General features: G+C 67.1%; 10 protein-coding genes and 2 tRNA genes. 5 read left to right on the top strand and 7 right to left on the bottom strand.

Features of this window, described 5'->3' with window-relative positions:
- Window positions 1-578: 578 nt before the first annotated feature.
- From ABZ260_RS03765 to ABZ260_RS03740, 6 genes are all read right to left on the bottom strand, one after another.
- Window positions 579-3215: a valine--tRNA ligase gene (locus ABZ260_RS03765; protein ID WP_355612535.1), complete on the bottom strand. Its 2637-nt coding sequence runs from the start codon at window positions 3213-3215 to the stop codon at window positions 579-581.
- Window positions 3216-3387: 172 nt separating this feature from the next.
- Complete coding sequence (gene clpX, locus ABZ260_RS03760) at window positions 3388-4668, bottom strand: ATP-dependent Clp protease ATP-binding subunit ClpX (protein ID WP_030917736.1); 1281 nt, start codon at window positions 4666-4668, stop codon at window positions 3388-3390.
- Window positions 4669-4860: 192 nt separating this feature from the next.
- A complete protein-coding gene (locus ABZ260_RS03755; protein ID WP_030917740.1) occupies window positions 4861-5505 on the bottom strand; it encodes an ATP-dependent Clp protease proteolytic subunit in 645 nt (214 codons plus the stop codon).
- 11 nt (window positions 5506-5516) lie between these two features.
- Entirely contained in the window at window positions 5517-6110 is a 594-nt protein-coding gene (locus ABZ260_RS03750) for an ATP-dependent Clp protease proteolytic subunit (RefSeq protein WP_051752985.1), read from the bottom strand.
- Between the two features lie 571 nt (window positions 6111-6681).
- Window positions 6682-8076: a trigger factor gene (gene tig / locus ABZ260_RS03745; protein ID WP_355612532.1), complete on the bottom strand. Its 1395-nt coding sequence runs from the start codon at window positions 8074-8076 to the stop codon at window positions 6682-6684.
- A gap of 209 nt (window positions 8077-8285) precedes the next feature.
- Window positions 8286-9152 (bottom strand): helix-turn-helix transcriptional regulator, encoded by an 867-nt coding sequence (locus ABZ260_RS03740; RefSeq protein WP_030917746.1) that lies wholly within the window; start codon window positions 9150-9152, stop codon window positions 8286-8288.
- A 243-nt stretch (window positions 9153-9395) separates the two neighbouring features.
- On the opposite strand from ABZ260_RS03740, the gene ABZ260_RS03735 reads away from it, so the two are divergent.
- Window positions 9396-9905 (top strand): ATP-binding protein, encoded by a 510-nt coding sequence (locus ABZ260_RS03735; protein ID WP_245651726.1) that lies wholly within the window; start codon window positions 9396-9398, stop codon window positions 9903-9905.
- A 144-nt stretch (window positions 9906-10049) separates the two neighbouring features.
- Here the strand turns inward: ABZ260_RS03735 and ABZ260_RS03730 are convergent.
- A tRNA-Pro gene (locus ABZ260_RS03730) sits at window positions 10050-10123 on the bottom strand.
- Window positions 10124-10212: 89 nt separating this feature from the next.
- On the opposite strand from ABZ260_RS03730, the gene ABZ260_RS03725 reads away from it, so the two are divergent.
- From ABZ260_RS03725 to ABZ260_RS03710, 4 genes are all read left to right on the top strand, one after another.
- Window positions 10213-10283 (top strand) — tRNA-Gly (locus ABZ260_RS03725).
- A gap of 273 nt (window positions 10284-10556) precedes the next feature.
- Window positions 10557-11915, top strand: coding sequence for a TrpB-like pyridoxal phosphate-dependent enzyme (locus ABZ260_RS03720; RefSeq protein WP_355612528.1), 1359 nt, complete (start codon window positions 10557-10559; stop codon window positions 11913-11915).
- A gap of 184 nt (window positions 11916-12099) precedes the next feature.
- Entirely contained in the window at window positions 12100-13686 is a 1587-nt protein-coding gene (locus ABZ260_RS03715; RefSeq protein WP_355612525.1) for an NAD(P)/FAD-dependent oxidoreductase, read from the top strand.
- A gap of 62 nt (window positions 13687-13748) precedes the next feature.
- Entirely contained in the window at window positions 13749-15404 is a 1656-nt protein-coding gene (locus tag ABZ260_RS03710; protein WP_355612522.1) for a SpoIIE family protein phosphatase, read from the top strand.
- The last annotated feature ends 28 nt before the right edge of the window (window positions 15405-15432 follow it).

The raw sequence follows: 15432 nt of genomic DNA, 5'->3' as shown, positions 1-15432 counted from the left end.
CCACCCCGATGAAAGGGCAGGTTGGACAGGGTTGTGCTTCATGCACTGGCTTTTAACACACTGTTGAGTTCTCAAGAAACGGACGCGTACACCGTTGCCCGCAGACCCGCGTTCGCGGTGTCTCAGACTTCGGGGCGTTCCATTCCGTGTCACCATCTTATCGGATCTGCCGGGTTTGTGTCAACTTGTCGGCTTCCCGACCATCGACCCAGCCCCGCCGAATCCGCTAGGATTGCGGCCACCCTGTCTCCAGGGCAACCCCTCTAACTTACTCCAACATCCGACCGGTGTCCAATTCGTGCAGACACGCCCGATTTGCCAGATTTTCAGAGGGGGCTGCAGGACTTTGCCCTGCCTGAAGAACTCTAGCAGCCTCCTAGGGCCACCATGACCAACTTCCTGGTAACAACTAGGTCTTCCCTGGGACTCAAGCTCCCAAACACGAGAACCCGGAGTCAAAAGACTCCGGGTTCTCGGCTCGCCCCAACTTCCTGACCTGGGCTGTTCCCCTCCCAGCCACCGGCTGGAACTCCGGGTCAGGACTCTCGCACTGCTCTCGAACTCAGGCCATCGGCCAGTCAGCTCGCCGGCAACGCCGCCAGCTGAGCGAGCAACCGCGCGATGTCCTGGTCGGCCTGTGCGGCACGGGACCGCACCTTGGTCACCACATCGTCCGGCGCCTTGGCCATGAACTGCTCATTGCCGAGCTTGGCCGCGACCTGGGCCGCCTCCTTACGCGCCACCGCGAGATCCTTCTCCAGGCGCTTACGCTCGGCAGCCACATCGATCGTCCCCGCCGTGTCGATCTCCACGACAACCCCGCTCACATCGAGACGGGCGGTCGCGGCGAACGAATCGGACGGCTGGTCGAGCCGGAGCAACGACCGGATCGCCCCTTCGTGAGAGGCCAGAGCCGTACCGGCGAGCGAGAGCCGCGCGGCGACCCGCTGCCCTGGCTTGAGGCCCTGATCGGAACGGAACCTGCGCACCTCGGTGATCAGCCCCTGCACCGCGATGATCTCCTCCTCCGCCGAGGGATCACGCAATGACTCCTGGACCGTCGGCCATGGCGCGACCACGATCGACTCGTGCCCGGTGACCGCTCGCCACAGTTCCTCGGTGACGAACGGAACCAGCGGGTGGAGCAGACGGAGCAGCGAGTCGAAGACATGGCCCAGCACGAGCCGGGTGTGCTCCTGCCCGGAGGCGATCTGGATCTTGGCGAGTTCCACGTACCAGTCGCAGACCTCATCCCACGCGAAGTGGTAGAGCAGGTCAGAGACCTTGGCGAACTCGAAGTCCTCGAACGCGGCGTCCACCGACGCGACGATCTCCTGGAGTCTGGACAGGATCCACCTGTCGGCGGCGGTCAGTTCCTCAACCGGAAGCTCACCCGTCACGGCACCGTTCATCAGCGCGAAGCGAGTGGCGTTCCAGATCTTGTTACAGAAGTTGCGCGACCCTCCTGCCCATTCCTCGCTGATCGCCACGTCGGAGCCGGGGTTGGCTCCGCGTAGCAGCGTGAAACGGGTGGCGTCGGCGCCGAAGCGCTCGATCCAGTCAAGCGGGTCGACGACGTTGCCGAACGACTTCGACATCTTCTTGCCGTACTGGTCCCGGACCATGCCGTGCAGGGCCACGGTCCGGAACGGCGGCTCGCCGTCCATCGCGTAGATGCCGAACATCATCATCCGGGCGACCCAGAAGAACAGGATGTCGTAGCCGGTCACCAGGACGGAGGTCGGGTAGAACTTCGCCAGTTCAGGCGTCCTGTCCGGCCAGCCGAGAGTGGAGAACGGCCACAACCCGGAGGAGAACCAGGTGTCGAGGACATCGGGGTCCTGGACGTAGCCATCGGGTGCCTGCTCGTCGGGGCCGACGCAGACGACCTCACCATCGGGGCCGTACCAGACCGGGATGCGGTGCCCCCACCACAGCTGCCGGGAGATGCACCAGTCGTGCATGTCGTCGACCCAGTCGAAGTAGCGCTTGGCCAGCTCCGGCGGGTGGATCTTCGTCCGGCCGTCACGGACCGCGTCGCCCGCCGCCTTCGCCAGGGGCGAGACGTTGACGAACCACTGGAGTGAGAGCCGCGGCTCGACCACGGTCTTGCAGCGCGAGCAGTGCCCGACGGAGTGCAGGTAGGGGCGCTTCTCCGCCACGATCCGGCCATCGGCGCGTAGTGCGGCCACCACTGCGGGCCTGGCCTCGAAGCGGTCGAGCCCCTGGAACGGGCCGTGGGCCGTGACCACACCGCGCTCGTCCATGATCGTCAGGGACGGCAGCGAGTGGCGGCGTCCGATCTCGAAGTCGTTCGGGTCGTGCGCCGGGGTGACCTTGACCGCTCCGGTGCCGAAGGCCGGGTCGACGTGCTCGTCGGCGACGATCGGGATGAGGCGCCCGGTGAGCGGTAGCTCCACTTCCCTTCCGATCAGGTGCGCGTAGCGCTCGTCGGAGGGATGCACGGCCACGGCGGTGTCACCGAGCATCGTCTCGGCCCGGGTCGTGGCGACCACGATGGAGTCGTCGCCGTCGCCGTAGCGGATCGAGACGAGCTCGCCCTCGTCCTCGCTGTGCTCGACCTCGATGTCCGAGAGCGCGGTCAGGCAGCGCGGGCACCAGTTGATGATGCGCTCGGCGCGGTAGATGAGCCCGTCGTCGAAGAGCCTCTTGAAGATCGTCTGAACGGCGTGGGAGAGTCCGGGGTCCATCGTGAAGCGCTCGCGTGACCAGTCGACGCCATCGCCGAGCTTCTTCATCTGGCCGAGGATCCGGCCACCGGACTCCTCCTTCCACTGCCAGACCCGTTCGACGAACGCCTCTCGGCCGAGGTCGTGCCGGGACAGGCCCTCCTTGGCGAGCTCGCGTTCGACGACGTTCTGGGTGGCGATGCCGGCGTGGTCCATGCCTGGCAGCCAGAGCGTCTCCTGGCCGCGCATGCGAGCGCGCCTGGTCAGCGCGTCCTGGATCGAGTGGTCGAGTGCGTGGCCGATGTGCAGGACACCGGTCACGTTCGGCGGAGGCAGGACGATGCTGTAAGGCTCGCGCTCGCCGCTCGGATCAGCGGTGAAGTATCCCTCCGATACCCAGCGCTCGTAGCTCCGGGTCTCCACGTCGGCAGGTGTGTACTGGGTGGGCAGCTCTGGCGTCGTCACGATGCCCAAGTCTAGGGATGTCCGCGCACTCGATGTTCCCCAGCCGAAGAGTTGCGACATGTTCCCCCATCTCGCGAGCCCCGCCATGCCATCGGCCCCGCGGACCGGCTGCGGAAATCGTCCGGCGAATGCGCCACCGGCCGGCCCGGCGGAAACCGCCGGAAACGGCGACGCCCCCGCAGGATCTCCCTGCGGGGGCGTCAGCCGTGAAAACCGGTTTGTCCAGGCTGGATCACGCGGACTTCTCGCGCGGCGGCCGCTGCTGCTTGTTGAGCTGGTCACGCGGCACGAGCGTGGGGTTGACGTGTTCGAGAACCGACTCGCGGGTGATGACGACGCGCGCCACATCCTGCCGCGACGGCACCTCGTACATCACCGAGAGGAGAACCTCCTCCAGGATCGCTCGCAGGCCACGGGCGCCGGTGCCGCGCAGGATCGCCTGGTCCGCGATCGCCTCAAGTGCGTCGTCTGTGAACTCGAGTTCGACATTGTCCAGCTCGAACAGGCGCCGGTACTGCTTGACCAGGGCGTTGCGCGGCTCGGTGAGGATCTGGATGAGCGCCTCACGGTCAAGGTTGTGAACGCTCGTGATGACCGGAAGCCGGCCGACGAACTCGGGGATCATGCCGAACTTCAGCAGGTCCTCGGGCATGACGTCCCCGAAGATGTCGGAGCTGTCGATGTCTTCCTTGGAACGGATGATGGCGTTGAAACCGATGCCCTTGCGGCCGATCCGGGACTCGATGATCTTTTCGAGACCGGCGAAGGCCCCACCGCAGATGAACAGCACGTTGGTGGTGTCGATCTGGATGAACTCCTGGTGCGGGTGCTTACGGCCGCCCTGCGGCGGCACACTCGCGGTCGTGCCCTCCAGGATCTTCAGCAGGGCCTGCTGCACGCCCTCACCGGAGACGTCCCTGGTGATCGACGGGTTCTCGCTCTTACGAGCGATCTTGTCGACCTCGTCGATGTAGATGATGCCGGTCTCGGCCTTCTTGACGTCGTAGTCGGCGGCCTGGATCAGCTTGAGCAGTATGTTCTCGACGTCCTCGCCCACGTAGCCCGCCTCTGTCAGGGCTGTGGCGTCGGCGATGGCGAACGGAACGTTCAGCATCTTCGCCAACGTCTGGGCGAGCAGCGTCTTACCGGAACCGGTCGGGCCCAGGAGCAGGATGTTGGACTTGGCCAGTTCGATGCCGTCGTCACGCCCGCGCTCGCCGGACTGCACCCGCTTGTAGTGGTTGTAGACCGCTACGGAGAGAGCCTTCTTCGCCTGGTCCTGACCGATGACGTAGGCGTCGAGGAATTCGTAGATCTCCCTCGGCTTGGGAAGGCTGTCCCACTTGAGCTCAGAGGACTCGCTGAGCTCCTCCTCGATGATCTCGTTGCAGAGGTCGATGCACTCATCGCAGATGTATACGCCGGGTCCGGCGATGAGCTTTTTGACTTGCTTCTGGCTCTTTCCACAGAAAGAGCACTTCAGCAGGTCTCCCCCGTCGCCGATGCGTGCCACCCCAGATACTCCTTTGCGTGGGACCGCCCTGGCTGCCGCGGTCCGTTTCTTCCGACCGGCCCGATACCCGATCGAAAAGTCATCCCGCTTAGGTTTCGACGTTACCGTCTTCTGAGCCCTCAGTGAGCCCCCTAGCGGCGAGTCGCACCGGAACGTGCCCGATTCGGCACGGTTCCGGTGCGATATGCCTCGTTAGGAGGCTACGGCCTTCGCGAGCTTCTTGCGGGACGGGATGATGTCGTCGATCAGCCCGTATTCCTTGGCCTCCACGGCGTCAAGGATCTTGTCCCGCTCGATGTCCTTGCGGACCGCCTCCGGCGCCCTGCCCGAGTGCTGAGCGATGATGCTCTCCATCTGCGCGCGCATCCTGAGGATCTCACGCGCCTGGATCTCGATGTCGCTTCCCTGGCCACCCCCCTCGGTGGAGGGCTGGTGGATCAGCATGCGGGCGTTCGGCAGGGCGAAGCGCTTGCCGGGCGTGCCGCCCGCCAGCAGGACCGCCGCCGCCGATGCCGCCTGGCCCAGACAGACCGTCTGGATCTCCGGCCGGACGAACTGCATCGTGTCGTAGATCGCCGTCATGGCGGTGAAGGAACCGCCCGGCGAGTTGATGTAGATGCTGATGTCACGGTCGGGGTCGAGCGACTCCAGGGTCAGCAACTGCGCCATGACGTCATTGGCCGACGCGTCGTCCACCTGCACGCCGAGGAAGATGATGCGGTCCTCGAAGAGCTTGGCGTACGGGTTCATCTCCCGCACGCCGTAGGACGTGCGCTCACTGAAGGACGGAAGAACGTAACGGCCGTTGATGTCTCCCGGCCGGATCAACTCACTCACCTTGTGCCCCTTCAGGAGACGGCGCCCGTGGAGGGCACCTGTCGAGCGCTGCGCACGACCTGGTCGATGAAGCCGTAGTCCTTGGCCTCCTCGGCCGTGAACCAGCGGTCACGGTCGGAGTCGGCCTCGATCTGCTCCAGATTCTGACCGGTGTGGAACGCGATGCGCTCGGCGAGGGTCTTCTTGACATATAGCATCTGCTCAGCCTGGATGGCGATGTCGGCTGCGGTGCCGCCGATGCCGCCGGACGGCTGGTGCATCATGATGCGAGCGTGCGGCAGGGCGTAACGCTTGCCCCGCTCGCCGGCGCAGAGCAGGAACTGGCCCATGGAAGCGGCCAGACCCATCGCGACCGTGCACACATTGTTAGGCACGTATTCCATCATGTCGTAAATCGCCATCCCAGCGGTCACGGAACCGCCTGGCGAGTTGATGTAGAGCCAGATGTCGCGCTCTGAGTCGTCTGCGGCGAGCAGCAGCAGCTCTGCGCAGATTCGGTTGGCGATCTCGTCGTTGACCTGGGTGCCCAGCACGATGATGCGCTCACGCAGCAGCCGCTGGTAGAGCTGGTCTTCGAGCCTGAACGAGCCATTCGGCTGGCTCATCGACTCGGGCCCGGAGCCGGTCGGCTGGTAGAAGGTCGGCGGGCTGGTCACAGCGTCACCTTCCGATGCGTCGTAATCGATTGGCTTTGCTTGTGACCTTAACGCGCGTGGCCTACCGGACATGCCCCCTCAACGCACTGTTCGCTGACGGCGCATGCTGCCCGCCGCCTCCGCGCCGTGCCTGGAACCTCCCGCCGCGCGCCTCGGTAAAGGCTCGGAAACCAGAGCCTGTACGGCGTGTCGGAGCTCGCGGGATACGTGTGCGGACGCCGGAAGCGGCTCGCGGAGGACCGCTGAGAGGACTTCCGGCGCGAAAGAGCGGAGGATCGCGGCTCTCAGAGGGTCCAGGAGCCCGCGAACCCCTTGGAAGCCGGGGAGGAACCGGAGGGGTCCAGGAGAGCGCCAGGGCAGCGCTCTGCGGCGCGCTCACCCCCACATCGCCCTCGGTTCGGCCCCGGAGGAGCGGCCGAAGGCCCTGACCGGGACCCGGAGAGCGCGGACGCCCCCGTCACGCTGAGCGCGGCGGGGGCGTCCGGGGCACTCGACGGCACCCCCTCGCTTCTGCCTGGGGCTACTTCGCGGCGTCAGCCTCGGGAGCCTCGGTGGCCTCGGTGGCCTCCTCGGTCTCGGCGGACTCCTCACCGTTGATCTCGGTGTAGATGGCCTTGAGGTCGACCTCGTTGCCCGCCTCGTCGGTCACCTTCGCGGCATCGCCGATGACACTCTTGGCCTTGTCACGAACGATCTCGACCATGGCCAGCGTGAGCTGGTCGTTGTCGGCCAGGTGCTGGGCCAGCGTGTTGGGCGCGACGTTCATCTGCATGGCGCGGCGCACCACGAAGTTGGTCAGCTCCTGCTCGCTGACGCCGAGCTCCTCGCTCTTGACGATCTTGTCGAGGACGAAGCCCGTCTTGAGCGCCTTCGCGGCGCTCTCGTCGAACTCGGCGAGGCGCTCCTCCTCGGTGGTCTGGTAGAGGCGGAAGAACGCCTCCTTGCTCAGGCCACTGTCGGCGATCTGGTGCTCGAGGTTGTGCTTGCGGTTGTCGACCTCGACCTTGAGCGCGCTCTCCGGCAGCGGAATGTCGATCTTGCCGAGCAGGGCGTCGAGCGCGTTCTCACGGGCCTGGACGACCTGGTCGATCAGCTTGTTACGGCGGGCCTGCTCGCTGATGCTCGCCTTGAGCTCGTCAAGGGTGTCGAACTCGCTGGCGAGCTGGGCGAACTCGTCGTCGAGCTCGGGGAGGACCTTCTCCTTGACGCTCTTGACGGTGATGGTGACCACGGCCTCCTCGCCGGCGTTCTCGCCGCCGACCAGGTTGGTGGTGAACTCCTTGGTCTCCCCGGCGGACAGGCCGACCAGAGCGTCGTCCAGGCCCTGCAGCACCGAGCCGGCGCCGACCTCGTAGGAGACGTCGTTGGCCTGCTGCTCCTCGATGTTGACACCGTCGATCGAGGCGGCCAGGTCCATGACGACGAAGTCGCCTGCGGCGGCCGCGCGCTCGACGCCGGTCAGCGTGGCGAAACGCTGGCGCAGGCCGTCCAGCTGGGTGTCGATGTCGGAGTCGGAGACCTCGGAGACCGGGACGGTCACCTCGATGCCCTGGTAGTCGGGGACGTCGAACTCGGGACGGATGTCCACCTCGGCGGTGAACTCGACCTGCTGACCGTCCTCGATCTTGGTGACCTCGATCTCCGGCTGGCTGACCGGGAAGATCTCGCTCTCGTCGACGGCCTGGCCGTACAGCTTGGGCACCGCGTCATTGAGGGTCTCCTCCAGCACCACAGCGCGGCCGAACCGCTGCTCGATGATGCGGGCCGGAACCTTGCCGGGGCGGAACCCGGGGACGCGCACCTGCTGCGCGACCTTCTTGTACGCCGCCTGCAGGCTCTCACCGAGCTCCTCGAACGGCACCTCGACGGTAAGCCTTACCCGGGTCGGGCTGAGCTCCTCCACAGCGGTCTTCACGGGGTCGTCTCCTTGATCAAACTTCGAGTGATCGCGGGCGCGCCAAGTCGTAGCGGCTATCGCGGCAAGCTCTCGCGCCGCGCCCACATGAGTGGCACCTGGCACAGCCATCGAGACGCGCGAGATTAGGGCACGCTCCACTGCGGCGGGTGTTCAGCGCCGCAGGCCAGTCTAGGGCAGAGCGGCACCTTGGAGCGACCAATGGCCGCTCAGTCCTCCTTGATGATCCGCCTCAGGATGTCGTTCGTCTCACCGGGGGTGGTACTGACCGCGCACAGCCGTTCCATGACCTCGCTGTAGCGGTCGACATCCTCGCGCTTGTCCAGGTAGAGGGCGCTGGCCAGCTGCTCGACGTAGACCACGTCCGGGAGCTCGCTGTCGTTGAAGCGGAGCACGCTGAAGGCACCGCCCTCCGCGCTGTGACCGCCGAAGCTGAAGGGCATCACCTGGATTGTGATGTTCGGCTGCCGCATGAGGTCGAGCAGGTGCTCCAGCTGTGCCCGCATGACGTCCGCACCACCGATGGGACGTCGCAGCGCGGCCTCGTCGATGACGGCCCAGAAGAACGGGCCGTCGGGCCGCCTGAGCACCTGCTGGCGCTCCATCCGCAGGTCGACCCGGCGGGTGATCTCGTCGGGCGCTATGCCGGCGCTCCCCGCGGTGATGACCGCCCTGGCGTACTCCTTCGTCTGCAGCAGGCCCGGCACGAACTGCACCTCGTACGTACGGATCCGGGAGGCTGCCTCCTCCAGGCCGACGTACGTCTGGAACCATGAGGGCAGCAGGTCGTTGAACCGGTGCCACCAGCCGGGTTCGTTGGCTCTGAGCAGCAGATCCATGATCGCCGACCGGGCGCGATCGTCCTCCACCCCGTAGAAGGTGAGCAGATCCGCCACATCGCGCTCTCTCAGGCCAACCCGGCCGAGCTCCATCCTACTGATCTTGGATTCGGATCCGCGGATCAGATGGCCTGCCTCCTCTCGCGAGAGCCCCTTGGCCTCGCGCAGACGACGCAGTTGGGAGCCTAAGAGGATACGCAGAGCTGTGGGACCTGATCCCGGTTGAACCTGCGCCACTTCGCCTCCCTCTCTACTTGGGCCAGCGCACACAGTGTCACTACTTCCGGCCGCTATGACAAGGTCTCAAGTCACTGCCCAATTCGCCAAGTCGCCGACCTAACCGTCCATGCTGCTGCACATTGCAACTGCACGTGCATTTGGGTCTTGCAGCAGACGTTCCAGTGACCCATGATGGCTTAGTGCATATTGGGCTTATGGTGCACAAGCTCTGAAAACTCTCACGTGGTACGGAGACTCACGATGACAGCGGGAGGTACCGGCAGGATGGTGGAGGAGCCAAAATCGGCTGCCGACTACCTGCAGGCGACCCGCGAGGTGAGCTTTGACGAGCTGCTCGAGGCCAACCAGTCCGACGCCACTGCATGCCCTCTGCCCAGCCAGGCCGACTCGGTGAAGACCGCCCGGGACGTGACACGCTCGACCCTCCGCGACTGGGGACTGGCGGAGCTCAGCGATGACGCAGCGCTAGTGGTTTCGGAACTCGTCACCAACGCGGTCCGTTACGCGCTGTGTCCGCCCGGCCAGCCGGGAATCACCCCGATCACGCTCGTCCTGCTGCGTCTCTCGCCCCACGTGCTCCTGGCCGTGATGGACCCCAGCAACGAGGTTCCGACCCCCAAGGAGCCGGACTTCATCTCGGAGAACGGCCGGGGCCTCTACATCGTGGAGACCTACAGCCAGGGCTGGGGCTGGGACTACCTCAACTGCGGCGGCAAGGCCGTCTGGGCCCTCTTCAGCGCCCACCGCTGACGTTCCGCACCGCGCTCCCACGCCCACGAGGCGATCTTCCAGACATGCGTCATCCACGTGCCCTGCCTGCCTCGCCTGGCCGAGAACTCGCACCCCTGTACAACGAGAAACCGGGCACCGGTCGGAACCGATGCCCGGCATGCGTCGGGGTGACAGGATTTGAACCTGCGGCCCCCTGCTCCCAAAGCAGGTGCGCTACCAAACTGCGCCACACCCCGGTAGGTCGAGTGCGCGCACGCTCCGGAACTCCGGTACGCTTACGCCCTGACGAACGGATGAAGTCTAGACCAGACTGAAGCCGCTTCGCGCGGACGTAGCTCAATGGTAGAGCCCCAGTCTTCCAAACTGGCTACGCGGGTTCGATTCCCGTCGTCCGCTCCGAATGGCTTAGGGCCAGCTCAGACCCCTTGTGGGCGAGCTGGCCCTACCGCTTTCCCGGGGCTTTTTCCCGCTTTCAGAGTCGTTATATGAATGATGGTTTCTCCGCGTGGCGGGCGTGTTCAGGGGCGCGGATTCGCTCGCCGGAAACCGATCGGGCCGTCGCGGCCTCGGTGGCGCGGGTGTCGCGAGGAACCGGGACGTCGCGCGCGGGCTGAACTACGGTGGGTGATGAGAACGGCACTGAGTGGATCCGACACGTGGAGGCACCCGATGACCGAAGCCACCCGAATCCTGCTCGACGAGTCCCGTATCCCCCACAACTGGTACAACATCGTGGCCGACCTCCCGGTCCCGCCGCCACCGATCCTGCATCCGGCCACCTCGCGGCCCGTCGAGCCGGACGATCTCATGCCGCTGTTCCCGGTGGAGCTGATCGACCAGGAGGCGAGCGCCGAACGGTTCGTCCCGATCCCGGCGAGCGTCCGCGACGTCTACCGGCTCTGGCGGCCCACCCCGCTGATCCGGGCCCGCAGGCTCGAACGTGCCCTCGGCACCCCCGCGAGGATCTACTACAAGTACGAGGGCGGCTCACCCGCCGGCTCGCACAAGCCGAACACCGCCGTCCCGCAGGCCTACTACAACGCGCGCCAGGGGGTCGGGAAGCTGGTCACGGAGACCGGGGCGGGCCAGTGGGGCTCGGCACTGGCGTTCGCCTGCGCGCAGTACGGCCTGGAGTGCGAGGTGTGGATGGTCCGCGTCTCGTACGACGGGAAACCCGGCCGCAGGAGCCTGATGCGGGCCTACGGCGCGACCGTGCACCCGAGCCCGTCCCCGCTGACGGCGTACGGCGCCGAGGCGCTGGCCCACGACCCCGACTCGCCGGGCAGCCTCGGCATCGCGATCAGTGAGGCCGTCGAGGCCGCGGGGGCCGAACCGGGCACCCGGTACGCGCTGGGCAGCCTGCTGAACCATGTGCTGCTGCACCAGACGGTGATCGGCGAGGAGGCGATCGAGCAGATGGCCGCGTTCGGCGAGGCACCGGACATGGTCGTGGGGTGCACCGGAGGCGGTTCCAACTTCTCCGGGCTGGCCTTTCCGTTCCTGCGGGAGAAGCTGGCCGGGCGGATGGCCCCGGTGATCCGGGCGGTCGAGCCGGCGGCCTGCCCGTCCCTCACCAGGGGCGTCTACGCCTACGACTTCGGCGACGCCGCGGGGCTGACCCCGCTGCTGAAGATGCACACCCTGGGCCACGGCTTCGTCCCCGATCCCATCCACGCGGGCGGGCTGCGCTACCACGGCATGTCCCCGCTGCTGTCGCACCTGTACGAGTTGGGGATGTTCGAGGCGGTGGCCATGGGCCAGAACGACTGCTTCGAGGCGGGGCTGCGCTTCGCCAGGTCCGAGGGGGTCGTCCCCGCCCCCGAGGCGGCCCACGCGCTGGCCGAGGTCGTCGCCGAGGCACTGCGGTGCAGGGAGACGGGTGAGGAGAAGGTCCTGCTGACCGCGGTGTGCGGGCACGGGCACTTCGACCTGGACGGCTACGACCGCTATCTGTCGGGGCGGCTTGAGGATCTCTCGCTGCCGCAGGACCGGATCGACACGGCCCTGGCCGGGCTGCCCTCCCTGTAACCCGGCACGCACCGGGAACTCAGGGAGTTCCCGGTGCGGCCTGGTGTGGCCACTTCGTCGGCTAAGCCCCACTAAGTCCTAGTCCATGTGGAAATATCTACGAATCTCTGTTAAACACAGGGTTCGCATATAGATCATTCTTTACAATCCTCCATACCAGCAGTCAGAGTGCCCTGGAGGGAACGTGTCGGAGTTCGACGGCGTCATCGTGGGCGGAGGCCACAACGGCCTCACGTGTGCCGCCTACCTCGCGAAGGCGGGGTTGTCGGTCGCGGTCGTCGAGCGCAACGACGTCGCCGGTGGTGGTTGCAGCACCCAGGAGCTCACCCTCCCGGGGTTTCGGCACAACACCCACAGCAGCTACCACTTCCTGGAGGAGGGCCCGGTCCCCGCCGACCTGGAACTCCAGCGGTACGGCCTGAGCTACGTCTATCCCGAGACCCAGCACGCCACGATCTTCCGGGACGGCCGGGCGATCACCGTCTACACCGACCCCAAACGCACCGCCGACTCCTTCGCCCGGTTCTCCAAGGCCGACGCCGAGCGCTGGCTGGAGCTGCACGAGCGCTACGCCGAGGCGGCCAGGGAGCTGATGAACGGGTTCCTGTACTCCAGCCCGCTACCACCCCCTGTGCTCGCCGAGCGGCTCAAGGGCGACCTGGGCCGCGACCTGATGAGCTACATGCCGCTCTCGCTGTACGAGGCCGTCGACAGGAACTTCGAGAGCGACCAGGTCAGGGTCCTGTTCAAATCCTTCCTGCACGCCATCTCCATCGAGGACGTGCCGGGCACCGGCGGATTCTTCCCCCGGCTGCTGTCGCGCATCGCCCGGCTCGGCGTGCCCGTGGGCGGTGCCGGGAACGTCGCGAGCGCGCTGCGCGCCGTCATCGAGGAGCACGGCGGCACCGTGGTGACCGGCGCCCATGTCGAGCGGATCCTCGTCGGTGACGGGCGGGCCACCGGGGTGGAGCTGGCAGGCGGCGACGTTCTCACCGCCCGCCGGTTCGTGGCCAGCGCGGTGGACGCCCCGCAGACCGTCCGGCTGGCGGGCCCGGAGAACTTCGGCCCGGAGATCGCGGCCAAGGTCGAGGACTACAAGTGGGCCGGGCACAGCCTCGTCACCCTCCACCTGGCGCTCGACGAGGCGCCGCGCTATCGGGCCGCCGAGTTCGAGCCCGACGTGGACCGGGCCTTCCTCGTCGTGCTCGGCGCCGACGACAGCGAGCAGCTCGGCCGCACCTTCGACCAGATCCATCAGGGACAGCTGCCCGACCGGCTGGCCGGCAACGGCGCATGCCCCTCGCTGTTCGACCCCTCGTACGCGCCGGACGGTAAACACGTGGCCTTCTGGTGGCCATGGGCCCCGTACGACCTCGGTGGCGATGCGGCGAACTGGGACCGTCGGCGCGAGGAGGTCGGTGAGCGGCTGCTCGCCGAGTGGGCTGAGTACGCCCCCAACCTCGCGGGAGGCGCCGTCCTCGGCAGGCGGGTCTTCTCACCGCTCGACATCGAGCGGCACTGCGTCAACATGGTGCGAGGCAGCCACCACGTGGGGGCCTACGAGCCGTCCCAGCTGGGCGGCAACCGGCCGGTCCCCGAGATGGGCCGGTACCGCACCCCCATCGACGGCCTCTATCTCTGTGGCGCCAGCAGCCACCCCGGCGGCTCGGTCTCCGCGGCCCCCGGATACAACGGCGCCAACGCCATCGCAGAAGATCTCGAACTGGCAACCTGGTGGACGCCGGTTCCCGCACCCCGGTGGAGCGAGTGAAGTCCCGTTTCGTCACCAAAGATCCAGCGACGCCAGGGTTCAGGATGGGCAGTCCCGCATCCATGCACGAGCAGCTGTCCCTGCTCAACGCGGCCAGCAAACGCATCGGCAGCACACTGGACATGTTCGAGACCGGCAGGGAACTCATGGACGTCGCCGTGCCGCGCTTCGCGGACGCGGCCGGCATCCTGGTACAGGACCGGTTGGTGACCGAGGGGGAGTTCCCCCAGCAGACCACCGACGGCTCGGCGCTGGTGCGGCGGATCGCGGTCGGCGTGGCCGATCCCGCCCCCGGCGTGTACGCCACCGCGTTCCCGGTGGACGAGGTGGCCGTCTACGAGTCGTGGACCCCCTACGCCCGGTGCATGGCCACCGGCAACCCGATCCTCTACCCCCGCCTGGGGCGCCGGACCGCCGAGGAGATCGGGCGGTTCTGGAAGCGCGACTCGGTGTCGAAGGTGCTGGAGGACAGCTCGTTCCTGGTGGTGCCGCTGAAGGCGCGCGGCCGGGTACTCGGTTTCGTCATCTTCACCCGCCGTCCCACCAGCCAGCCCTTCGACGAGCAGGACGTCAACCTGGCCGAGGAACTGGCGGCCAGGACCGGGGTGTGCCTCGACAACTCCAGGCTCTACAACCGTGAGCGCCGTACCGCGCTGACCCTGCAGAGCAGTCTGCTGCCCGTCGACCTCACCCAGCCGCTGGGCCTGACGATCGCCTCCCGCTACCTGCCCGCCAGCGATCTGGTCGGGGTGGGCGGCGACTGGTACGACGTGATCCCGCTGCCCGGCTGCCGGGTCGCCCTCGTCGTCGGCGACGTGATGGGGCACGGCATCAGGGCCGCCGCCACCATGGGCCAGCTCCGCACGGCCGCCCGCACGCTGGCCAGCCTGGACCTGAGCCCGGCCGACGTGCTGTTCCGGCTCAACCTGATGAGCCAGGACCTGGACGCCAGCCAGATCGCCACGTGCGTGTACGCCACCTACGATCCGGTCACGCGGCGGTGCGCGATAGCCTGCGCGGGTCACGTTCCGCCGATCCTGGTGCGCCCTGGCGGCGAGACCGAGCTGCTGGAGCTGCCGCCGGGACTGCCCCTGGGCATCGGCAACGAGCCCGCCGAGATGCGGGAGTTCACGCTTCCCGACGGCAGCGTGCTCGCCTTCTACACCGATGGCCTGGTGGAGAGCCGCGACCGGGACATCGAGGAGGGCATCAGCGCGCTGCGCGGCCTGCTCTCCGGCCGGGACCAGGACCTGGAGGAGGTCTGCGACCTCACGATCGGCGCCCAGCGGCCGGGGCACGAGCGCGACGACATCGCCCTGCTGCTGGCCAGGGTGTCCGAGCTGACGGAGAAGGAGTTCGTCGAGACGTCGCTGCCCGCCGACCGCCGCTCCGCCGCGCAGGCCCGCCGCTTCGTCCGGGCCACACTCGGAGGCTGGGGACTCGACTCCCTGTGCGACAACACCGAACTGATGGTCAGCGAGCTGGTCGCCAACGCGGTCGAGCACGGCCAGGGCGAGGTCGAGCTACGCCTGCTGCGCGGGCCCACGCTGGTCTGCGAGGTGTCCGACAGCTCCGCGTCCGAGCCGGTGATGCGGGAGGCGTCCACCACCAGCGACACCGGTCGCGGCCTGCACCTCATCAACTGGCTCGCCCACCGCTGGGGCTCCCGCCTCACCCCGAAGGGCAAGATCGTCTGGATCGAGCAGCGGCTGCGTTGACATCCTCTCCACCCTGCCGCGGGTGCGG

Source organism: Streptosporangium sp. NPDC006013, from assembly GCF_040614275.1.
Taxonomy (GTDB): Bacteria; Actinomycetota; Actinomycetes; order Streptosporangiales; family Streptosporangiaceae; genus Streptosporangium.
This window is presented reverse-complemented; position numbering and strand designations above follow the sequence as displayed.

Excerpts from the sequence above, each read along its gene's own strand:
- ABZ260_RS03710 (WP_355612522.1), top strand. The coding sequence starts at position 13,749 with ATGCACGAGCAGCTGTCCCTGCTCAACGCGGCCAGCAAACGCATCGGC.
- ABZ260_RS03720 (WP_355612528.1), top strand. The coding sequence starts at position 10,557 with ATGACCGAAGCCACCCGAATCCTGCTCGACGAGTCCCGTATCCCCCAC.
- ABZ260_RS03750 (WP_051752985.1), bottom strand. The coding sequence starts at position 6,110 with ATGAGCCAGCCGAATGGCTCGTTCAGGCTCGAAGACCAGCTCTACCAG.
- ABZ260_RS03765 (WP_355612535.1), bottom strand. The coding sequence starts at position 3,215 with ATGTCGCAACTCTTCGGCTGGGGAACATCGAGTGCGCGGACATCCCTA.
- ABZ260_RS03735 (WP_245651726.1), top strand. The coding sequence starts at position 9,396 with ATGACAGCGGGAGGTACCGGCAGGATGGTGGAGGAGCCAAAATCGGCT.